The sequence below is a fragment of the Flavobacterium frigoritolerans genome, assembly GCF_025847275.1.
Taxonomy (GTDB): Bacteria; Bacteroidota; Bacteroidia; order Flavobacteriales; family Flavobacteriaceae; genus Flavobacterium; species Flavobacterium frigoritolerans.
Window position 1 is genome coordinate 72,172 of sequence record NZ_JAOZEV010000015.1, and the last position, 16,135, is coordinate 88,306.

A 16,135-nucleotide genomic window follows, 5' to 3' on the forward strand; every position below is an offset into this window, starting at 1 on the left:
TTAATTTTAAAATAAGACCATGAACACAAAAAATAAATTTTCAATACTTACAGGAATACTACTACTTACATTAGTATTTGCTAACTGTGGAAAAGACAAAAAAAACGACCCTAACCATATTAAAGTTGGTGTTGCTGCCGGACCAGAATTTGTAGTAGCACAAGCTGCTCAAAAAGTAGCTAAAGAAAAATATGGACTTGATGTAGAGCTAATAACATTTAATGATTATGTAGTTCCTAACGAAGCATTAAACCAAGGGGACATCGACGTGAATGCATTTCAGCATAAACCATATCTTGATGAGCAATCTAAACAGAGAGGATACAAACTAGCTATTATCGGGAAAACCTTTGTTTATCCTATAGCTGGATATTCTAAAAAAATAAAATCTCTTAGCGAGTTACAACCAGAAAGTACTATTATTATTCCTAATGATCCAACTAATGGTGGTCGTTCTTTATTATTATTACAAAAAAATGGACTTATAAAACTTAAAGATGGTATTGGGCTTTTGCCAAAAGTAACTGATATAGCCGAAAATCCTAAGAACCTAAAAATTCTAGAATTAGAAGCTCCACAAATAGCAAGAGCATTAGATGATGCAAATGTAACTATTGCCATTATCAATAATACATTCTCATCACAAGCAGGCCTTGTACCGTCTAAAGATGCCTTATTTGTAGAAGACAAAGATTCTCCATACGTAAACTTAATTGTTTCTAGAGAAGATAATAAAAATGAAGAAAAGGTTAAAAACTTCCTTAAAGCATTCCAATCTGAAGAAGTAGCAAAAGCTGCTGAAAAAGAATTTAAAGGAGGCGCTGTTAAGGGCTGGTAGTTTTTTAGTATTCAGTTACAGTATTTAGTCCCTGTACTCAGTTACAGTTGACAGTTAAAATAAAAGGCAGCTATTTATAAAATAGCTGCCTTTTACTTTTTTTAATACTGCTAAATACTGAAACTTGAAGACTGTGACTAAAAAGAAGCATCTACTAGAACTGCCAATTGAATACAAGGTTCATTCGATCTGTTGCTCCATGCATGATTTGTTCCTCTTTGTATTACGATATCCCCTGCTTGCAAGAGAGTTTCTCCTTCATCCATAATAAGATATATTTCTCCAGAAAGTATAACGATATAATCTAATGTAGCAGTTTGATGCATTAATGGATGTGGTTGTCCAACTGTTGCGGCAATTCCTAAATCTTTATCAGGCGGAATCTGTACATATCGAAAATAAGTACCATTCTTGGGCGTGTGGGGAAATGCTGTATTTTCTATAATTTTCTCTTCAGAAAGGTGTACTGGCATACTATCAGTACTCCAAATATCAGATATAATAAGACCTGGAAAGTGTTCTGAAACATTACTTACTATTTCATCTTTTTCAATAATAGATTTCCCATTCTTAATTCCTGTTACAATTCTTCTTGGTATCGTTTTCATAGTGCTTATATCGTATTTACTTGCATAATTAATTTCTTTCCTTTTGTTTTATTCAAGCGAAGTCTTTCATGTGCTTTAATAACTGTTTCTGTATTTAATTGCCCCATAATTTCAATATTTGGTGGAGTTACTAATTCATTTTCTATTAATCGAACCAGCTCCAACAATCCATTTTTATAATAGCCATAATTTTTATCTGCCGAATAAGCATAATTGGAAATATTCATAATTACAGCGCCTTTATTAAATAAAATTTCTCTTAAATCCTTGGTATAAAGTGCTGTTACATCTAGAAAAGTTCCATTAGTTTTTAAAAGTCTTGCTGCAGTTTCTCCTATTTCATTCCCAACTAAATCAACGACAAAATCAAACTTCTGTTGGTTATTTTTTGCTAAAGCAAAAGTTTCTACATCATCCGTTTTGTAATTAACGATTTGGTTGTGTTTAACTCCTATTTCTATCAATGCCTGAATGCTTTCTTCATTTCCCGCTGTAACAATAAAGTTCGAAAATTTATTTGCTAAGAGAATTTTAATTAGCATTGCTCCAACTCCTCCCGCAGCGCCTGTAATTAAAACCGAATCTGTATTTTGCAATTTCATTCGGCTAAAAGATTGTAGTGCTGTTAATCCAACCGAAGGAATTCCGGCTGCTTGCTCAAAGGATAAAAAAGTAGGTTTATGCACTACAACGGCTTCTTGAACTGCAATATATTCGGCATAAGTGCCATTGGACCCCATGCTTCCTGAACTGGAGAATACAGCATCTCCAACTTTAAAATCTTTTACTTTTTCTCCAACCTCAACAACTATTCCTGAAAACTCTCTCCCTAAAATTGGGGAATGCATTAGCTTTCTTTCTAACTCATTCTCTAACATCTGATAATCGATTGGGTTAAATCCCGAAGCAACTATCTTTATCAATAATTCGTCTTGTTTTATTGCTGGTACGTTTACATTTTCTAAATGCAGTTTACCCTCTTTGTCTGCTATAATTGCTTTCATATTTATCAATTTAAAACACAAAATTATTCTGAATATAATTTATATTTACTATCCGTTAACTAAAGGTTACTAGTTACCTTAATGAAACTATTATGGCAAAAATTAAAAGGGATGGTGTTTTGCGTGAAGCAAATTGTACAGAAGAACTACTTGCAATGCGTGATAGTCTGGACGTTTTGGGAGGCAAATGGAAATTAATGATTTTGCGATTTCTTACTAACAGAACGCATCAAGTAATTCATTTCAAAAAAATGCAACGTGAAATTGAAGGGATTTCTGCAAAAATGCTAAGCAAGGAACTCAAAGACCTGGAGGTTAATTTACTTATTACAAGAAAAGTTCAGGATACCAAACCAATAACCGTTGCATATTCTGTGACAGAATATGGTAAATCGGTATTGCCTGTTACCGAAACTTTGGTACAATGGGGACTTAATCATCGCGAAAAGATAATTGAATCTATTTAATTTTATAAAACAGCTTTAATTAATTAAATCTAGTGCCGTAAACACAACAATAACCAGAATTCCTAGTAATGCCATTCCGAATAAATAATCAGCTATAGTTTCTAATTTTTTCTCTAAAGATTCTTTGATTGTTTTAATGGACAAAAACGAAAAAAAACAGGAAAAAATAAGAAATACAGATATAACAGATGTGAATTCATCCATATGAGTCGTTTCTGATTTATTTGTAATATGCAAAGAAGTCATAACTATAAGACAAAACCCCAAAAGATTTGCTGACGTATTTAATATATGTTGTGAAGTTTTATTTGCCATATCAAAAATCATTTTAATTATAAAAATATAAAGCTACATTTTTATAATGAAGTTTGTATGAAAAGAAGAGAATTGATAATTGTTAATTATTGGTGTAGGTTCTTGTCAATCTTTGTTCCTCTTTTCATTATGAATTGCCTCCAGCTAAAGCAAGAGGCAATTCAACTGAAACTGAACCATTCTAACGCAGAAAGACAAATTTGGTATTACTTTGTGTAAACCTATATTGCGTAGACTCACTGCGGTGCGTCTCTACAGAAAAACCTTTGAACCTTTGAACCTTTGAGCCTTTCTATGCCATCTCCCCAGCTATCATTTTTCCATTAAAAAACACGCCTTCTCTTTTTGGCAAACGAGCTACAGCTTCGGCTGAACAACTTGCTTTTACCAAAATAAAATTAGCATCATTTCCTATTGCTGGCCATACTCTGTTTCCTGCATCATTAAGTGGTAATATCTCATTTGTTGTAGCAATATGTAAGGCACGGCTTAAACTATACTCATCTGTCCAACCATAAAGTTGTGCACATAATTTTGCTTTTTCAAGCATATCACAAGTTCCAAAAGGCATCCAGTGATCTACGATACTATCTGTACCTGTCATTAATTTTACGCCGTATTTTTTTAAAGTCGGAATTGGCATTATCGTTTTACCAATAGGAATTGTCGAAACGACTCCTATACCAAGTGCCCCCATTTGTTCTGCAACTTTTTCTAAATCTTTAGGCTCCATTTTTGCCAAAGCAAAACCATGACTTATATATGTTTTTCCTTGTAGCTGTTTGTTTTCTTCCGTTCTTTTAATAATATATTCTATTGCTGCTTTACCTGATGGAAGTCCTTCATGCAAGTGGATATCTATCCCTTTATTGGTATCTAGTGCAATTTGAAACATGGCATCCAGTGATTTTTCCATATTTCCATCTACACTTGTTGGATCTAATCCGCCGATGAAATCTATTCCCATTGCAGCAGCTTCTCGTAGTAACGGTTCCGATTGTGAGTATAAAATTCCGTGTTGTGGAAATGCTACAATTTCCCATCCAAAACTATCTTTGTTATTATCTAATGCTACAAGCAAATGTTCCAAACTTTTTAGTCCGCTAACAGGATCAATGTTACATTGGCAACGAGCAAAATAACTTCCTTGGCTTTGCATGAGTTTTATTGCTTCTTCTGCTTTATGCTGCGAATCTGTGAGCAATTGCGGTATAATCTTTTGCTCCAGCGTTATCATATCTTTTACAGTATATCCTTTTCTTGGTGCAGCATTCCAGTTTCCTCCATAATAGGTTTTATCAATATGAATATGCATATCGCGTAACCCTGGAAGCATTAAAAACCCTTTGGCATCGACCGTTTTTAATTTTGTAACTGGCTTGTCTTTAGTAATACTTTTTATTTTACCATCTGCAATATGCAAATTGTACAAAGCTGTTTTTGTAGCAACAACTTCATTTTTTTCATTGTATTCAAAACCTTCTTCTAATCTTACATTACTTAAAATATATTCTTTTAAAGCGGTCTTTTTTTCATCCTCAGCTTGTCCATGTGCCATTGCTGTAGCGCCTATTCCCGAAAACAATGCAGCACCTGTTGCTGCTGCTCCCAATCCTAAAAATTTTTTTCGGCTTATTGTATTTTCTTCCATACGTTATATTTTATTTTCCTTTAGCTTCTTCTAATACTTGTATCATTTCTGTGTACCCTCTTTTTTTAGCATGCGCTAATGATGTTACACCGTTTTTATCTGCAATATTTACATTACAGCCACCTGCAATTAATGCTTTTACAATATTTACATGTACTTTACCTCCATCACTAAGTATGACTGCCTCTAATAATGCAGTCCATCCTAAATTATTAATATGATCTTTAGGGTAATTAGGTGTATTAACTAAAAGTTTTACCACATCTAGATGTCCTTTTTCAGCAGCCGGAATAAGTGCCGAACCTCCATAACGATTATATACGCCAAAATTTGCTCCATGATTTAAAGCCAATTTTACGATCTCAAGATTTCCTTCTGCTCCAGCATATAAAAACGGACTATTTAGCATTTTATCTTGTGCATTTACATTGGCACCCGCATTAATTAATACTGTTGCTATTGCATTATCCTGATTATAAACAGCCCTCATTAAAGGAGTTTCTCCATCATTATTTTTTGTTTCCAAGGAAGGATTTTCTTTTAAAACTGTAATTACACTACTAATGTCTCTAGCTTCAACTGCTTCTAAAAGTGTTTTATTTATCATCTTATCTGTTTTTAAATCTGTTTGTTGAGAAGAACATCCTATCACTATTAGAACATTTAAAATCAAACAATATCGCAGATTGCTCCTGTTTAAAAATTTTTCCATATCATTTTTAAAATTCATAATTGTTCCTGAAAACAATCATTATTTATTATTTACAAAAATCGGTTAGAATTTTAAACAGCAATGGTACTATTGATGAGAAGGATGGTAAAGATTATAACTTTCTTTAAAATCACCTGGCGTTTTTCCAGCATATTTTTTAAAAACCTTACTGAAGTAACCATTATCATTAAAGCCCAATTGGTAAGCTATTTCTTTTATAGATAAATCGGTGCTAGTAAGCAATCGTTTGGCTTCGAGAATTGTTCTTTCTTTTATCACGTCGCTTGCAGGCATCATTAAATACTTCTGAGAAAGTATATTTAGATAATTGGGCGTAATACTAAGCCCATCGGCATAAAAACGCACCGAAGATTCGGTTTGAAAATTAGCATCTATTAAATCATTAAACTTCTTTATTACTTTTTCTGGCTTACCCGAAAAATGATATTCAGGAAACTGCTCTAAGTAATCTTTTTGCAATAGTTTAAAAAGTAAATGCAATCGAAGTAAAATTATTTCTTTTGTGAGTAAATCATTTTGTGATAGTGCATTTTCTATCTCTTGCAGATGATTTTTAAATTCTTGAAATTCTTTTTGAGTTAAAGAAAGACATGATGGGACACTTTGTCCAAAATATGGAAGTTGTGATAAATTAGAAAAAATAGTAATTATCTCAGCTGAAACCATAAGCTGAAATCCTATCGTATTTGCATTAAGTAACCAATTGTGTACTTGCCCTGGCCGTATAAAATAAACCTGATTATCGGCTACTGTATGTTGTGTGAAATCTATATTGTGAAATCCTGTGCCTTTCTCTACAAAGAATAACATGTAAAAATCATGTTTATGAGGTTCCTCAAATGCATCTCGCCCCTTTACGCTATGTTGAAATAACGTAATACCCAAAGTTTCTTCACCAAGAATATTACCAACAGATAAAGTAGGAATGGAATAGTTGCTCAAGAGAATGGTACTATTAATTATACTCTTCCAAAAATATATAATTAATGTTATAAAGTTCCAATGCCTTTTACATTTTTTCTAGATTCGGCTATTTATATAGTAATCTATCCTATAAAAAACGATACTGTTTTAAGAAATTACACTAATCCTTTTGATTCTTCATTGTAAAATCATTTAAAATAAGGCTTTAAAATAAGAATATTGCAAAAAAATGCCATTTAAAAAATCAAATAAAAAATATTTTTTAATAAAAAAAACATTACATTTAACATCACAGATCACTGATAGACAAGTACTTAAAAAAAAGGAGTAAAAACTTCATAAGTACTATTCTAAAAAGAAATGCCCCTTCCAATTTTAGGAAAAAATCTAACCATTAAACAACTACAACTATGAAACAAACATTATTGAAAAATTTAGGACAAACAAGATCTAATGATGTTTTTCCTTCTCTAGAATTAAAGGAAGAAATTGTTAATGCTTTTTTTCCAGAAAACACCCCCTCTCTTGTCCAAAATTTATCTAATGTAACTGGTGCTTTCTACGGCTTGTTATTAAAAGATATTGGAGCGACTTATGGCAATGATAAAATGGACAACCATTCTAAAAAATTATTTTATGAATTAGGGAAGTTAAAAACAATTCAGGCATTTGGAGCATATCCAAAATTAGAGAAAGATACAAGAGCATTTGCAGCAGTAGTAATTTATGCACTATACAACTCCAGTCCCGAATATAACTTTAAAATAATAAAATACACCCCTAAAAACACTATAATTGAGCTAACGGGAGTTGATAGATATTTAAAAATATTGACTGAATTAGGAATCGTAAAATATATAACTATCCCAACATTATTGCCATTTGTGGAAGGCATCAAAGAGATTGTAAATATCGATTGTGAAATAGAATATACTTTTGAAGAAACTGATCAAAATTTTAACATTAAATCTGTGTATAACATCAAACAACTCTAATATTATGATAGTTAAGGCCCCAAAAAAAATAGCTAGTTTAATCGGAGAAACGTCTCCGTATCTGTTTGAAAATGCAGAAAAAATTGATTTTAACCAAAGTAGTACTGAAATTCCACTCTACAAATCATTTGAATCTTATGAAAAGGAAAACTTTAGTGATCTTCTTAAAATTCTTTCAACGCTAGGAAGCCTAAGCTTGGCTAATGAATTAAAAACTAATGATAAACGTTATTTTCTTGGCGAGAGACTGAGAATTAGAAAAATTTCCTATACCCAGCCTTCTGGTTTATTAAGTGTTAAAATAGCATCGCAATTAGAGAGTAGTCAAAAAGGAAGAGCTCTAATTGAAATTGTAGATGAAAATACTAAAATATTTCAAATGGAAATGGATTATTTTATCATAGATGAGCCTTCTTTTAATAAAATATTTGAATCTCATTATTCTGCCGAACAAAACAAAGCCTTTACATCTGTATTTCCTAGTAGTTCATTTGAATATTTGAATGAGGAAAAATTTAATATAACTATTGAAGAATTTACCCGAAATCATTGTTTAGGACATTTTGATAATTATGAGATTGTTCCTGCTGCATTTGTAGGCAAATGCATCCTGAAAAATATTTTTGAGTCCTCTACTGATCCTAATCTGGAAATTGAAAACATAGAAATATTTTTAAACAAAGCTATGCCAATAAATACTGTCTTTACGGTGAATGTAAAAATACTGCGCGTATCAAAAAATCTAAAAAAATATAAATGTACCGTAACTGATACTAAAACCGAATATGGGCATTATTTTATTACGATTAAAAATCAACCTACTTTTTAAGTTATATATTTTCAACAACTTACTTTTATATATTAATAGATAAACTCTTTTCAACCTACAATCTTTTGTCTATTATATTGCAATATATAAAAGTAAGTTTTTATAGAAAACACCTCTCTTATATGGATTTTTAGTTATGGTATTACCATTTACTGATCTTTTTCAACAACTTTAAGAAATCCTCCTTTTTTATCAAATACTAAATCAAGGAATTTCTTGTCTTTTATAATTCCTACTTCGTATGTGATGACATTGTTGCCATCGATAAGCTTAGCTGCTTCTCTGATAGTTTGATCTGGATAGTTTTTTTGTATATAATTTAAAGCCGCTTTGGGAAGTTCCTCTTTTGCAATTGCCAGTTCATAAGCTTTTAAAACACCATTGTTATCATAAACCGCTAATCCTACAGAGGAACCTGTACTAAATTTTGCCAAATACCGAATATGATCCATATCTTCTCCTTCATAATCCTTAGACCAAATAGGTATTTTACCCAAAAACTCTTTTTGAAAAGCTATAGTCACTGCTACAGGAGGAACAATTTCTTTATCTGATTTAACTTCTGTTTGACCAATCATGCTTGCACCATACAAAATGGTTAAAGCCAAGAATAGTTTTTTCATAATTTGTGATGTTTAAAAATTAATACTCGGTTTAATTTGAATTTAAAATTACAGTACTTAAATGAAAAACAGATTAACTTATAATAATTTAACGCGTATATTTATCATAATTAAATGATTTATTAGATTTTAAAAATTAATGCAATATATTCATACTAAGATACTTAATTAAAATAATATTGAAAACAGCATCAAAAATCAATAATTACATCCAAAAATTTAAAGAAAGAAGTATTCCGTTATTATCTAGAAATGGAAAAATAATAACTCAATTTATAGTAACACTTTTCTTTCTTGGAGTTGCTATTTGGTTTGTTAAACAAGAACAAACTGAATTGTCTCAGATTAAGAATAGTTTTACTAATGCAAAACTTCAATGGATAATTGCTGGATTTTTCACAACTATGCTCTACATTCTTCTCCAAGGATTAATGTACATAAACTCTTTTTCTGCAATTGGAGTTAGTATCAAACTTAAGCAAGCGCTCTCTTTATTTTTAAAACGAAATTTCATTAGCGTGTTTATTCCAGCTGGTGGTGTGACTTCACTCTATTTTTTTACAGAATCGATAATAGAAAAAGGTGTTGAAAAGGTACAAGTACATTTGGCATCGACTATTTATGGGTTTATTGGCATCTTATCAGTAGTAATTATTGGAATTCCGTTGTTTATTTATACGTTATTAAATGGCACAATTGCTTCTAGCGAATGGATTGGAATGTCTATAATCATTCTATTAATTCTTGTACTGTTTGCATTGTTTAATTCGATATTAAACAAAGGACTCGCAAACAAATTACTTTTAAGGTGGTTTCCAAAAACTGAAATTTTTATAACCGATTTACAAAATCATAATATCAATAGAAACAAATTTATTGGCACCGTTTTTATCTCTATTCTGATCGATATAATTGGGATTGTTCATTTGTATATTGCCATGATAGCACTACAATTTGAGCCTTCATTGGTTGCAGCATCTATGGGATATATAATAGCTGTTATCTTTCTTATCATATCTCCTTTTCTTCGTGGTCTTGGTCCTGTAGAAGTTTCAATGGGATTTATATTAATTCGCTATGGTTTTACCAATGCCGAAGCAATTTCTATTACGTTACTATATCGGGTATTTGAATTTTGGCTTCCGTTACTTGCTGGAATGCTGACTTTTTTATCTAAAATAAATAAACTTTTAATGAGAATTGTTCCTGCCTTATTATTATTTCTCCTTGGAATAATTAATATCATTTCGGTTCTAACTCCTGCAATTAGTGGCCGATTAATGCAATTAAAAGGTTTTCTACCTCTAGAAGCAATTCATTTATCAAATTATCTCGTTTTTACTTCGGGGCTGTTCTTATTAGTTACCTCATCATTTATGTTAAAAGGCTTAAAAATGGCTTGGTGGTTTGGCTTAGTATTGTCGATAATTTCTCTCATAGGGAATCTTACCAAAGCGATAGATTTTGAAGAATCGACTCTTGCCCTACTAGTATGTGTCAGTTTAATTGCAACCCGAAAAGAATATTATGTCAAAACCAATCCCAGACTTCGTTTATTGGGCTTGCAAACTGCAATTTTAAGTGTAATAGCGGTATTAATTTACGGTATTATCGGCTTTTATTTTTTAGATAAAAAGCATTTTAATATTGATTTTAGTATCGGTCAATCCATACGATATACTTTGCAAAATTACTTTTTGTTAGGAAGTTACGATTTAATCCCTTTAGATAATTTCTCAAAACACTTTCTGGCATCAATTAAAATTAGCGGTTTTATTTCTTTCGCCTTTTTAATTTATACATTCATAAAGCCTTATATATTAAAAAATTCTGTGACAACTGCCGAAAAAGAAATTGCAAATGAACTTCTGGAAAAATATGGCAGCTCGTCTTTAGATTATTTTAAAACGTACTTTGATAAACTTTTATTCATTTCTCAAAATAATGATGCTTTTCTTGCCTATCGAGTTTCTGGTAATTTTGCTGTAGTACTAGAAAATCCTGTCGCAAAAAATGAAGCTGAAATGAAACAATGTATAATTGAATTTGACATTTTTTGTTATGAAGCTGGGTTAAAAAGCATTTATTATCGCATTCCCGAAGAAAACCTAGAAGTATATAAATCACTTAGTAAAAAATATTTTTTTATTGGTCAAGAAGGAGTTGTTGACTTAACAACTTTTAATTTAGAAGGCGGCAGTAAAAAATCGTTACGTAATGGATTAAAGAAAATAAGTGACTTACAGTTAAAAACTACAATCAATTTACCTCCTATAAAAGATGGTTTATTGCAAAAAATACAATCGGTTAGTGACGAATGGCTAGAGGAGACTGGTCGCAAAGAAATTCTTTTTTCACAAGGTGTTTTTTTGTGGGATGAACTAAAAAAGCAAACTATAATTACGGTTGAAAATAGTGAGGAAAAAATCTTAGCATTTCTTAATATCATTCCAGATTATACTAAGAACGAGGGAACCTACGACCTAATTAGAAAATCTACTGATGCTCCAAATGGCATAATTGATTTTATTTTAATTGAACTTTTTAATCACTTAAAATCTCAAAATCTTACTGCTGTAAATATTGGCCTTGCACCAATGAGTGGTATTGAGAACCCAACTACCATTCAAGAAAAATCAATGAAATATGTGTATGAAAAAGTAAAATCATTTTCGCATTATAAAGGTCTAAGAGATTTTAAAGAAAAATTTTCACCTTCATGGCATAACCAATACATCGTTTTTACCGATGATTATGATTTAATACAAATACCACAAGTTTTATCAAAAGTGATAAAACCATAATATTTCTTTATTAGTTAAATTAAAAGTAATAAAAGTTCAAATCAATTTTGCTTAACTTCGTTTTGACCAAAATAATATTATAACCTTATATAAATAAAGCATATGAAAAATATTTTAAACCTAGCAGCAACTCTTGTAGTACTCTTAACAATTATGAGTTGCGAAAAAAAATCGGTATTGGAAGAATTAAACGGCTCATGGGAACTCCGACACATTGAAGGTATCCAAGTAGCTAACGTAGATCCTAACTTTAAACCCGGAAATGGTAATTTACTTAAATTTGAGGGACAAAAATATGAACGCTATTATGATGGCAAAAAAGAAGAAAGTGGCACCTTTACTATTACTCCAGAAGACACAACAATAAACAACCGTAAAGCCAATTACAGTATTACGTTTAATAACAATACAGAGAAAACTTACTTGTCTTTACTTAATAATAAACTGATTCTTTTTAATGGAGTAATAGCAGCAGATGGCACTGAATCTACCTATGAAAAACAATAATCATTTAGATTTTTAGTCTAGAAGATGTACAACTTCTTATAGATACAAGACTTAGAAATACAAGACTCAGAGATAATAAACAAAACGCCTGCAAAGAAAATCCTTACAGGCGTTTTTTATTAAAGAAAAATATTTATATAATATTCAAAATTAGTCTCTAAAAGCCTTTGCCTTTTTGAACCTTACCTACTAACCACATTTAGAAGAACCGCAATCATTACAAGTAAGACAACCTTCCTGATAAATGAGATTCTCCGAATTACAGTTACTACATTTTTGACCATGCGCTTCGGTACCATCTACGATATAGCGTTTAAGAGCACGAGCAACTCCATTTTTCCAGGTATTTATAGATTCTCCATCCAACTGAAGACTGCCTATTAATTCAACTGCTTTATCGATAGGCATACCATGTCGTAATGTGCTCGATATTAGTTTGGCATAATTCCAATATTCTGGATTAAATTTATGCGAAAGTCCCTCGATAGTTGTTTTATAACCTCGAGCATTTTTATACTGAAAGTCATAACGACTGCTTCCATCTTCATTTTTATTTTTAATAATAAATCCTTCTGATACCCAACGTGGAATCAAAATTCCATCTTCATCATCTACAAGACCAGTAAAAATTTCATATGGTTTACCATCTATCAATCCTATAAAGGCAATCCATTTGTCTTTACTGTTCTGAAAACGAACTACATCGGCTTCTAATATTTGAGGACGTTTAGTTGGAAAAATAGTTGATGCAGTCGGAACAGCTTCTTCTTTCTTTTCTGTATTAGCAATAAGTACTCCCGAACGTGAGCCATCACGATATACAGTCACTCCTTTACATCCTGCTTCCCATGCTTCCATATACAATTTATCTACCATTTCTTCGGGCGTTTCATTTGGTACATTGATGGTAACAGATATTGAATGGTCTACCCATTTTTGTATCTTACCTTGCATACGAACTTTACTTAGCCAGTCAATATCGTTACTTGTCGCTTTATAATAAGGTGATTTTTTTACCAACTCATCAATTTCATCTTGACTGTAATTTTTAGAAACATCAAATCCGTTTATGAGCATCCATTCTTTAAATCTATGATGAAACACTACATATTCTTCCCAACTGTCTCCAAGTTCATCGACAAAATCTACGCGGGCATCTTTGTCATTTGGGTTCACCTTTCTTCGACGTTTATAAACAGGCAAGAAAACAGGTTCGATACCCGATGTTGTTTGAGTCATTAAACTCGTTGTTCCTGTAGGGGCTATAGTTAGTAAAGCGATATTACGACGTCCATGTTCTTTCATTTGAAAGTACAATTCTTCATCAGCTTCTTTTAATCTAAGTAAGAATGGATTGTTTTTCTCTCTTTCTGAATCATATATAGCAAACATCCCACGTTCTTTGGCTAAATTCACTGAGCCACGATAAGCTTCAATAGCCAATGTTTTATGTATTTTTTCAGAAAACACAACTCCTTCATCACTTCCGTAGCGCAAACCAAGTGCTGCTAGCATATCTCCTTCGGCAGTAATACCAATTCCTGTACGACGACCTTCTTTGGCTTTATTTCGAATATTTAGCCATAAATTTTTCTCTACTAATTTTACCTCATCACTTTCTGGATCAGCATCTATTTTTGCCAATATTGCATCAATCTTTTCTAATTCAAGATCAATAATGTCATCCATTATCCTTTGTGCTGCAGCAACATGATTTTTAAAAAGAATAAAATCAAAAGAAGCTTCTTTAGTAAAAGGATTATTTACATAGGATAATAAATTTATTGCTAACAGACGACAAGAATCATAAGCACAAAGCGGAATCTCTCCACACGGATTTGTAGATAGTGTTTTGTATCCCAGATCGGCATAACAATCTGGTAAAGATTCATTAATTATAGTGTCCCAAAATAAAATTCCTGGTTCAGCCGATTTCCATGCATTATGAATAATTTTATTCCAAAGTTCTTTAGCTTTAACCTCTTTTGTGTACAATGGATTATCACTAAAAATTGGGTATTTCTGAACATATATGGCATCCTCCTTAACGGCTTTCATAAAAATATCATCTATACGAACTGAAACATTAGCACCTGTAACTTTACCCTGCTCCATTTTAGCATCGATAAAATCGGCTGCATCCGGATGATTAATAGATACTGAGAGCATCAATGCCCCACGACGGCCATCTTGAGCAACTTCACGAGTCGAATTAGAGTAACGCTCCATAAATGGTACTAATCCTGTAGAGGTCAATGCCGAATTTTTAACTGGAGAACCCTTAGGTCGAATGTGTGACAAGTCATGCCCCACTCCTCCACGCCTTTTCATAAGCTGAACTTGCTCTTGGTCGGTTTTCATAATTCCACCATACGAATCTGAATTATCGTTACCAATCACAAAACAATTAGATAATGAAGCCACCTGAAACGGATTCCCAATTCCTGTCATAGGACTACCTTGAGGTACCAAATATTTAAAATCTTTTATCAAATTAAAAATTTCATCTTCTGATAACGGATTATTATATTTTTTTTCAATTCTAGCTATTTCACCTGCAATACGATGATGCATATCATTAGGAGATAACTCAAAAATGTTTCCCTGTGAATCTTTAAGAGCATACTTACTTACCCAAACTGTTGCGGCAAGACTATCTCCCTTAAAATACGCTAAAGATGCTTGTATAACTTCATCTTGAGAATAGGTAATTGCTTTATTTTTTGTAGCTAATAATTCGTCCATGATATTGATAATTTTAATTATTTAATTCTGAAGTAAATTTAAAAACAATTAAACTATAAAAAAAATAAGAAGTAAAATGTTTACAAATAAAACAACTTAACAAACTAAATATCAATACAATAAAAATTTACCAACACAATAAAGTTAACAATTTATTATTTTTCATGTAATATCTGATTTATTATTACTTTACAAAAATCACATATTTTAGAAAACAAAATTAATCTGTTAAAAAGCGCATAATACACTCTAATACCTTTCCTTTTTTAACTAAATAGAACACTAATTAAGAATTTTATAAATCCTGTTTTTTAGAATATTTACTCATCTAAACATTTAAAATACCTACAAGTACTTTTTATTTGCAAACATATTTCTCAGTTCAATTGATTGATACCAATTTTCTTTAAAAACCAAGCCAATCTCATAAAAAAGGTGTTAACTACTGTCTATCAGACCCAAAAAAAACCCTATTGTGTTATTTTTAAAATTTTAAGTGATAATCAAAAAAAAATACTTGACGGAAATTTGCCCATTCAAAACAAACACTTTTGAATCAGCAAATTAAATTCCATTATGACAAAAAAAATCAGTCACATTATATTATTTATCACATTACCATTGACATTACTCTCATGCACTAATGATGTGTTAAATAAAAACATTTCATCAGGACCTATTCCTGAAGCAAATGTCGAGTACAATTACACTACTGAAGAATTAGAAGTAACAGATTTAATAAATGAATACAGAGCTAGTATTGGTTTGAATGCTTTAGAAAAAATAAACTATGTTTCTGTTAAATCCGAGGAACACAATAACTATATGATTAGTAACAATGTAGTTAATCATGATGATTTTGTAGCTCGCTCAGAAGATATTATCAAGACACTTGGCGTTATAAAAGTGAGCGAAAACATTGCTTACAACTATAAGACTCCTCAAGCTGCCTTTAATGCTTGGCTAGCTAGCCCGGAACACAAAAAAAACATCACGGGAGATTATACTAACTTTGGCATTTCGATAACTAAAAACCCTATTAATGGTAGAAACTATTATACAAATATCTTTGTAAAATATTAGCCCGTTAAT

The 16,135-nt window shown here is 31.4% G+C and carries 15 protein-coding genes; 7 read left to right on the top strand and 8 right to left on the bottom strand.

What is annotated here, in order from left to right; all coding sequences use genetic code 11:
- Positions 1–19: 19 nt before the first annotated feature.
- On the top strand, positions 20–838 hold the full coding sequence (gene metQ / locus OIU80_RS16705; protein WP_264288125.1) for a methionine ABC transporter substrate-binding lipoprotein MetQ: 819 nt from the start codon (positions 20–22) through the stop codon (positions 836–838).
- 137 nt (positions 839–975) lie between these two features.
- Here metQ and OIU80_RS16710 read toward each other — a convergent pair whose 3' ends face one another.
- Complete coding sequence (locus OIU80_RS16710; protein WP_264288126.1) at positions 976–1,446, bottom strand: cupin domain-containing protein; 471 nt, start codon at positions 1,444–1,446, stop codon at positions 976–978.
- A gap of 5 nt (positions 1,447–1,451) precedes the next feature.
- Complete coding sequence (locus OIU80_RS16715) at positions 1,452–2,450, bottom strand: NADP-dependent oxidoreductase (RefSeq protein WP_264288127.1); 999 nt, start codon at positions 2,448–2,450, stop codon at positions 1,452–1,454.
- A gap of 92 nt (positions 2,451–2,542) precedes the next feature.
- Here OIU80_RS16715 and OIU80_RS16720 point away from each other — a divergent pair, with 92 nt between their 5' ends.
- Entirely contained in the window at positions 2,543–2,917 is a 375-nt protein-coding gene (locus tag OIU80_RS16720; RefSeq protein ID WP_264288128.1) for a winged helix-turn-helix transcriptional regulator, read from the top strand.
- A 15-nt stretch (positions 2,918–2,932) separates the two neighbouring features.
- Here the strand turns inward: OIU80_RS16720 and OIU80_RS16725 are convergent, their stop codons facing one another.
- From OIU80_RS16725 to OIU80_RS16740, 4 genes are all read right to left on the bottom strand, one after another.
- Complete coding sequence (locus OIU80_RS16725; RefSeq protein ID WP_264288129.1) at positions 2,933–3,232, bottom strand: hypothetical protein; 300 nt, start codon at positions 3,230–3,232, stop codon at positions 2,933–2,935.
- A 292-nt stretch (positions 3,233–3,524) separates the two neighbouring features.
- Complete coding sequence (locus OIU80_RS16730) at positions 3,525–4,883, bottom strand: amidohydrolase (RefSeq protein WP_264288130.1); 1,359 nt, start codon at positions 4,881–4,883, stop codon at positions 3,525–3,527.
- Positions 4,884–4,893: 10 nt separating this feature from the next.
- Positions 4,894–5,490, bottom strand: coding sequence for an ankyrin repeat domain-containing protein (locus OIU80_RS16735; RefSeq protein ID WP_264288131.1), 597 nt, complete (start codon positions 5,488–5,490; stop codon positions 4,894–4,896).
- Between the two features lie 192 nt (positions 5,491–5,682).
- Positions 5,683–6,558 (bottom strand): AraC family transcriptional regulator, encoded by an 876-nt coding sequence (locus OIU80_RS16740; protein WP_264288132.1) that lies wholly within the window; start codon positions 6,556–6,558, stop codon positions 5,683–5,685.
- Between the two features lie 392 nt (positions 6,559–6,950).
- Here OIU80_RS16740 and OIU80_RS16745 point away from each other — a divergent pair, with 392 nt between their 5' ends.
- Positions 6,951–7,535 (top strand): hypothetical protein, encoded by a 585-nt coding sequence (locus tag OIU80_RS16745; RefSeq protein WP_264288133.1) that lies wholly within the window; start codon positions 6,951–6,953, stop codon positions 7,533–7,535.
- A 4-nt stretch (positions 7,536–7,539) separates the two neighbouring features.
- The gene (locus OIU80_RS16750) at positions 7,540–8,364 is read left to right on the top strand and encodes a hypothetical protein (RefSeq protein WP_264288134.1); all 825 of its coding nucleotides are present in this window, start codon (positions 7,540–7,542) and stop codon (positions 8,362–8,364) included.
- A gap of 149 nt (positions 8,365–8,513) precedes the next feature.
- Here OIU80_RS16750 and OIU80_RS16755 read toward each other — a convergent pair whose 3' ends face one another.
- Positions 8,514–8,987 carry a hypothetical protein gene (locus OIU80_RS16755; RefSeq protein WP_264288135.1) on the bottom strand — a complete coding sequence of 158 codons (474 nt, stop codon included), beginning with the start codon at positions 8,985–8,987 and terminating at the stop codon, positions 8,514–8,516.
- Positions 8,988–9,166: 179 nt separating this feature from the next.
- On the opposite strand from OIU80_RS16755, the gene OIU80_RS16760 reads away from it, so the two are divergent.
- Together OIU80_RS16760 and OIU80_RS16765 are read left to right on the top strand one after the other, a co-directional pair.
- Entirely contained in the window at positions 9,167–11,791 is a 2,625-nt protein-coding gene (locus tag OIU80_RS16760) for a phosphatidylglycerol lysyltransferase domain-containing protein (RefSeq protein WP_264288136.1), read from the top strand.
- 102 nt (positions 11,792–11,893) lie between these two features.
- Positions 11,894–12,298: a hypothetical protein gene (locus OIU80_RS16765; protein ID WP_264288137.1), complete on the top strand. Its 405-nt coding sequence runs from the start codon at positions 11,894–11,896 to the stop codon at positions 12,296–12,298.
- Between the two features lie 189 nt (positions 12,299–12,487).
- Here OIU80_RS16765 and OIU80_RS16770 read toward each other — a convergent pair whose 3' ends face one another.
- Complete coding sequence (locus OIU80_RS16770) at positions 12,488–15,043, bottom strand: adenosylcobalamin-dependent ribonucleoside-diphosphate reductase (protein ID WP_264288138.1); 2,556 nt, start codon at positions 15,041–15,043, stop codon at positions 12,488–12,490.
- Between the two features lie 576 nt (positions 15,044–15,619).
- On the opposite strand from OIU80_RS16770, the gene OIU80_RS16775 reads away from it, so the two are divergent.
- Positions 15,620–16,126 carry a CAP domain-containing protein gene (locus OIU80_RS16775; protein ID WP_264288139.1) on the top strand — a complete coding sequence of 169 codons (507 nt, stop codon included), beginning with the start codon at positions 15,620–15,622 and terminating at the stop codon, positions 16,124–16,126.
- Positions 16,127–16,135 lie beyond the last annotated feature (9 nt).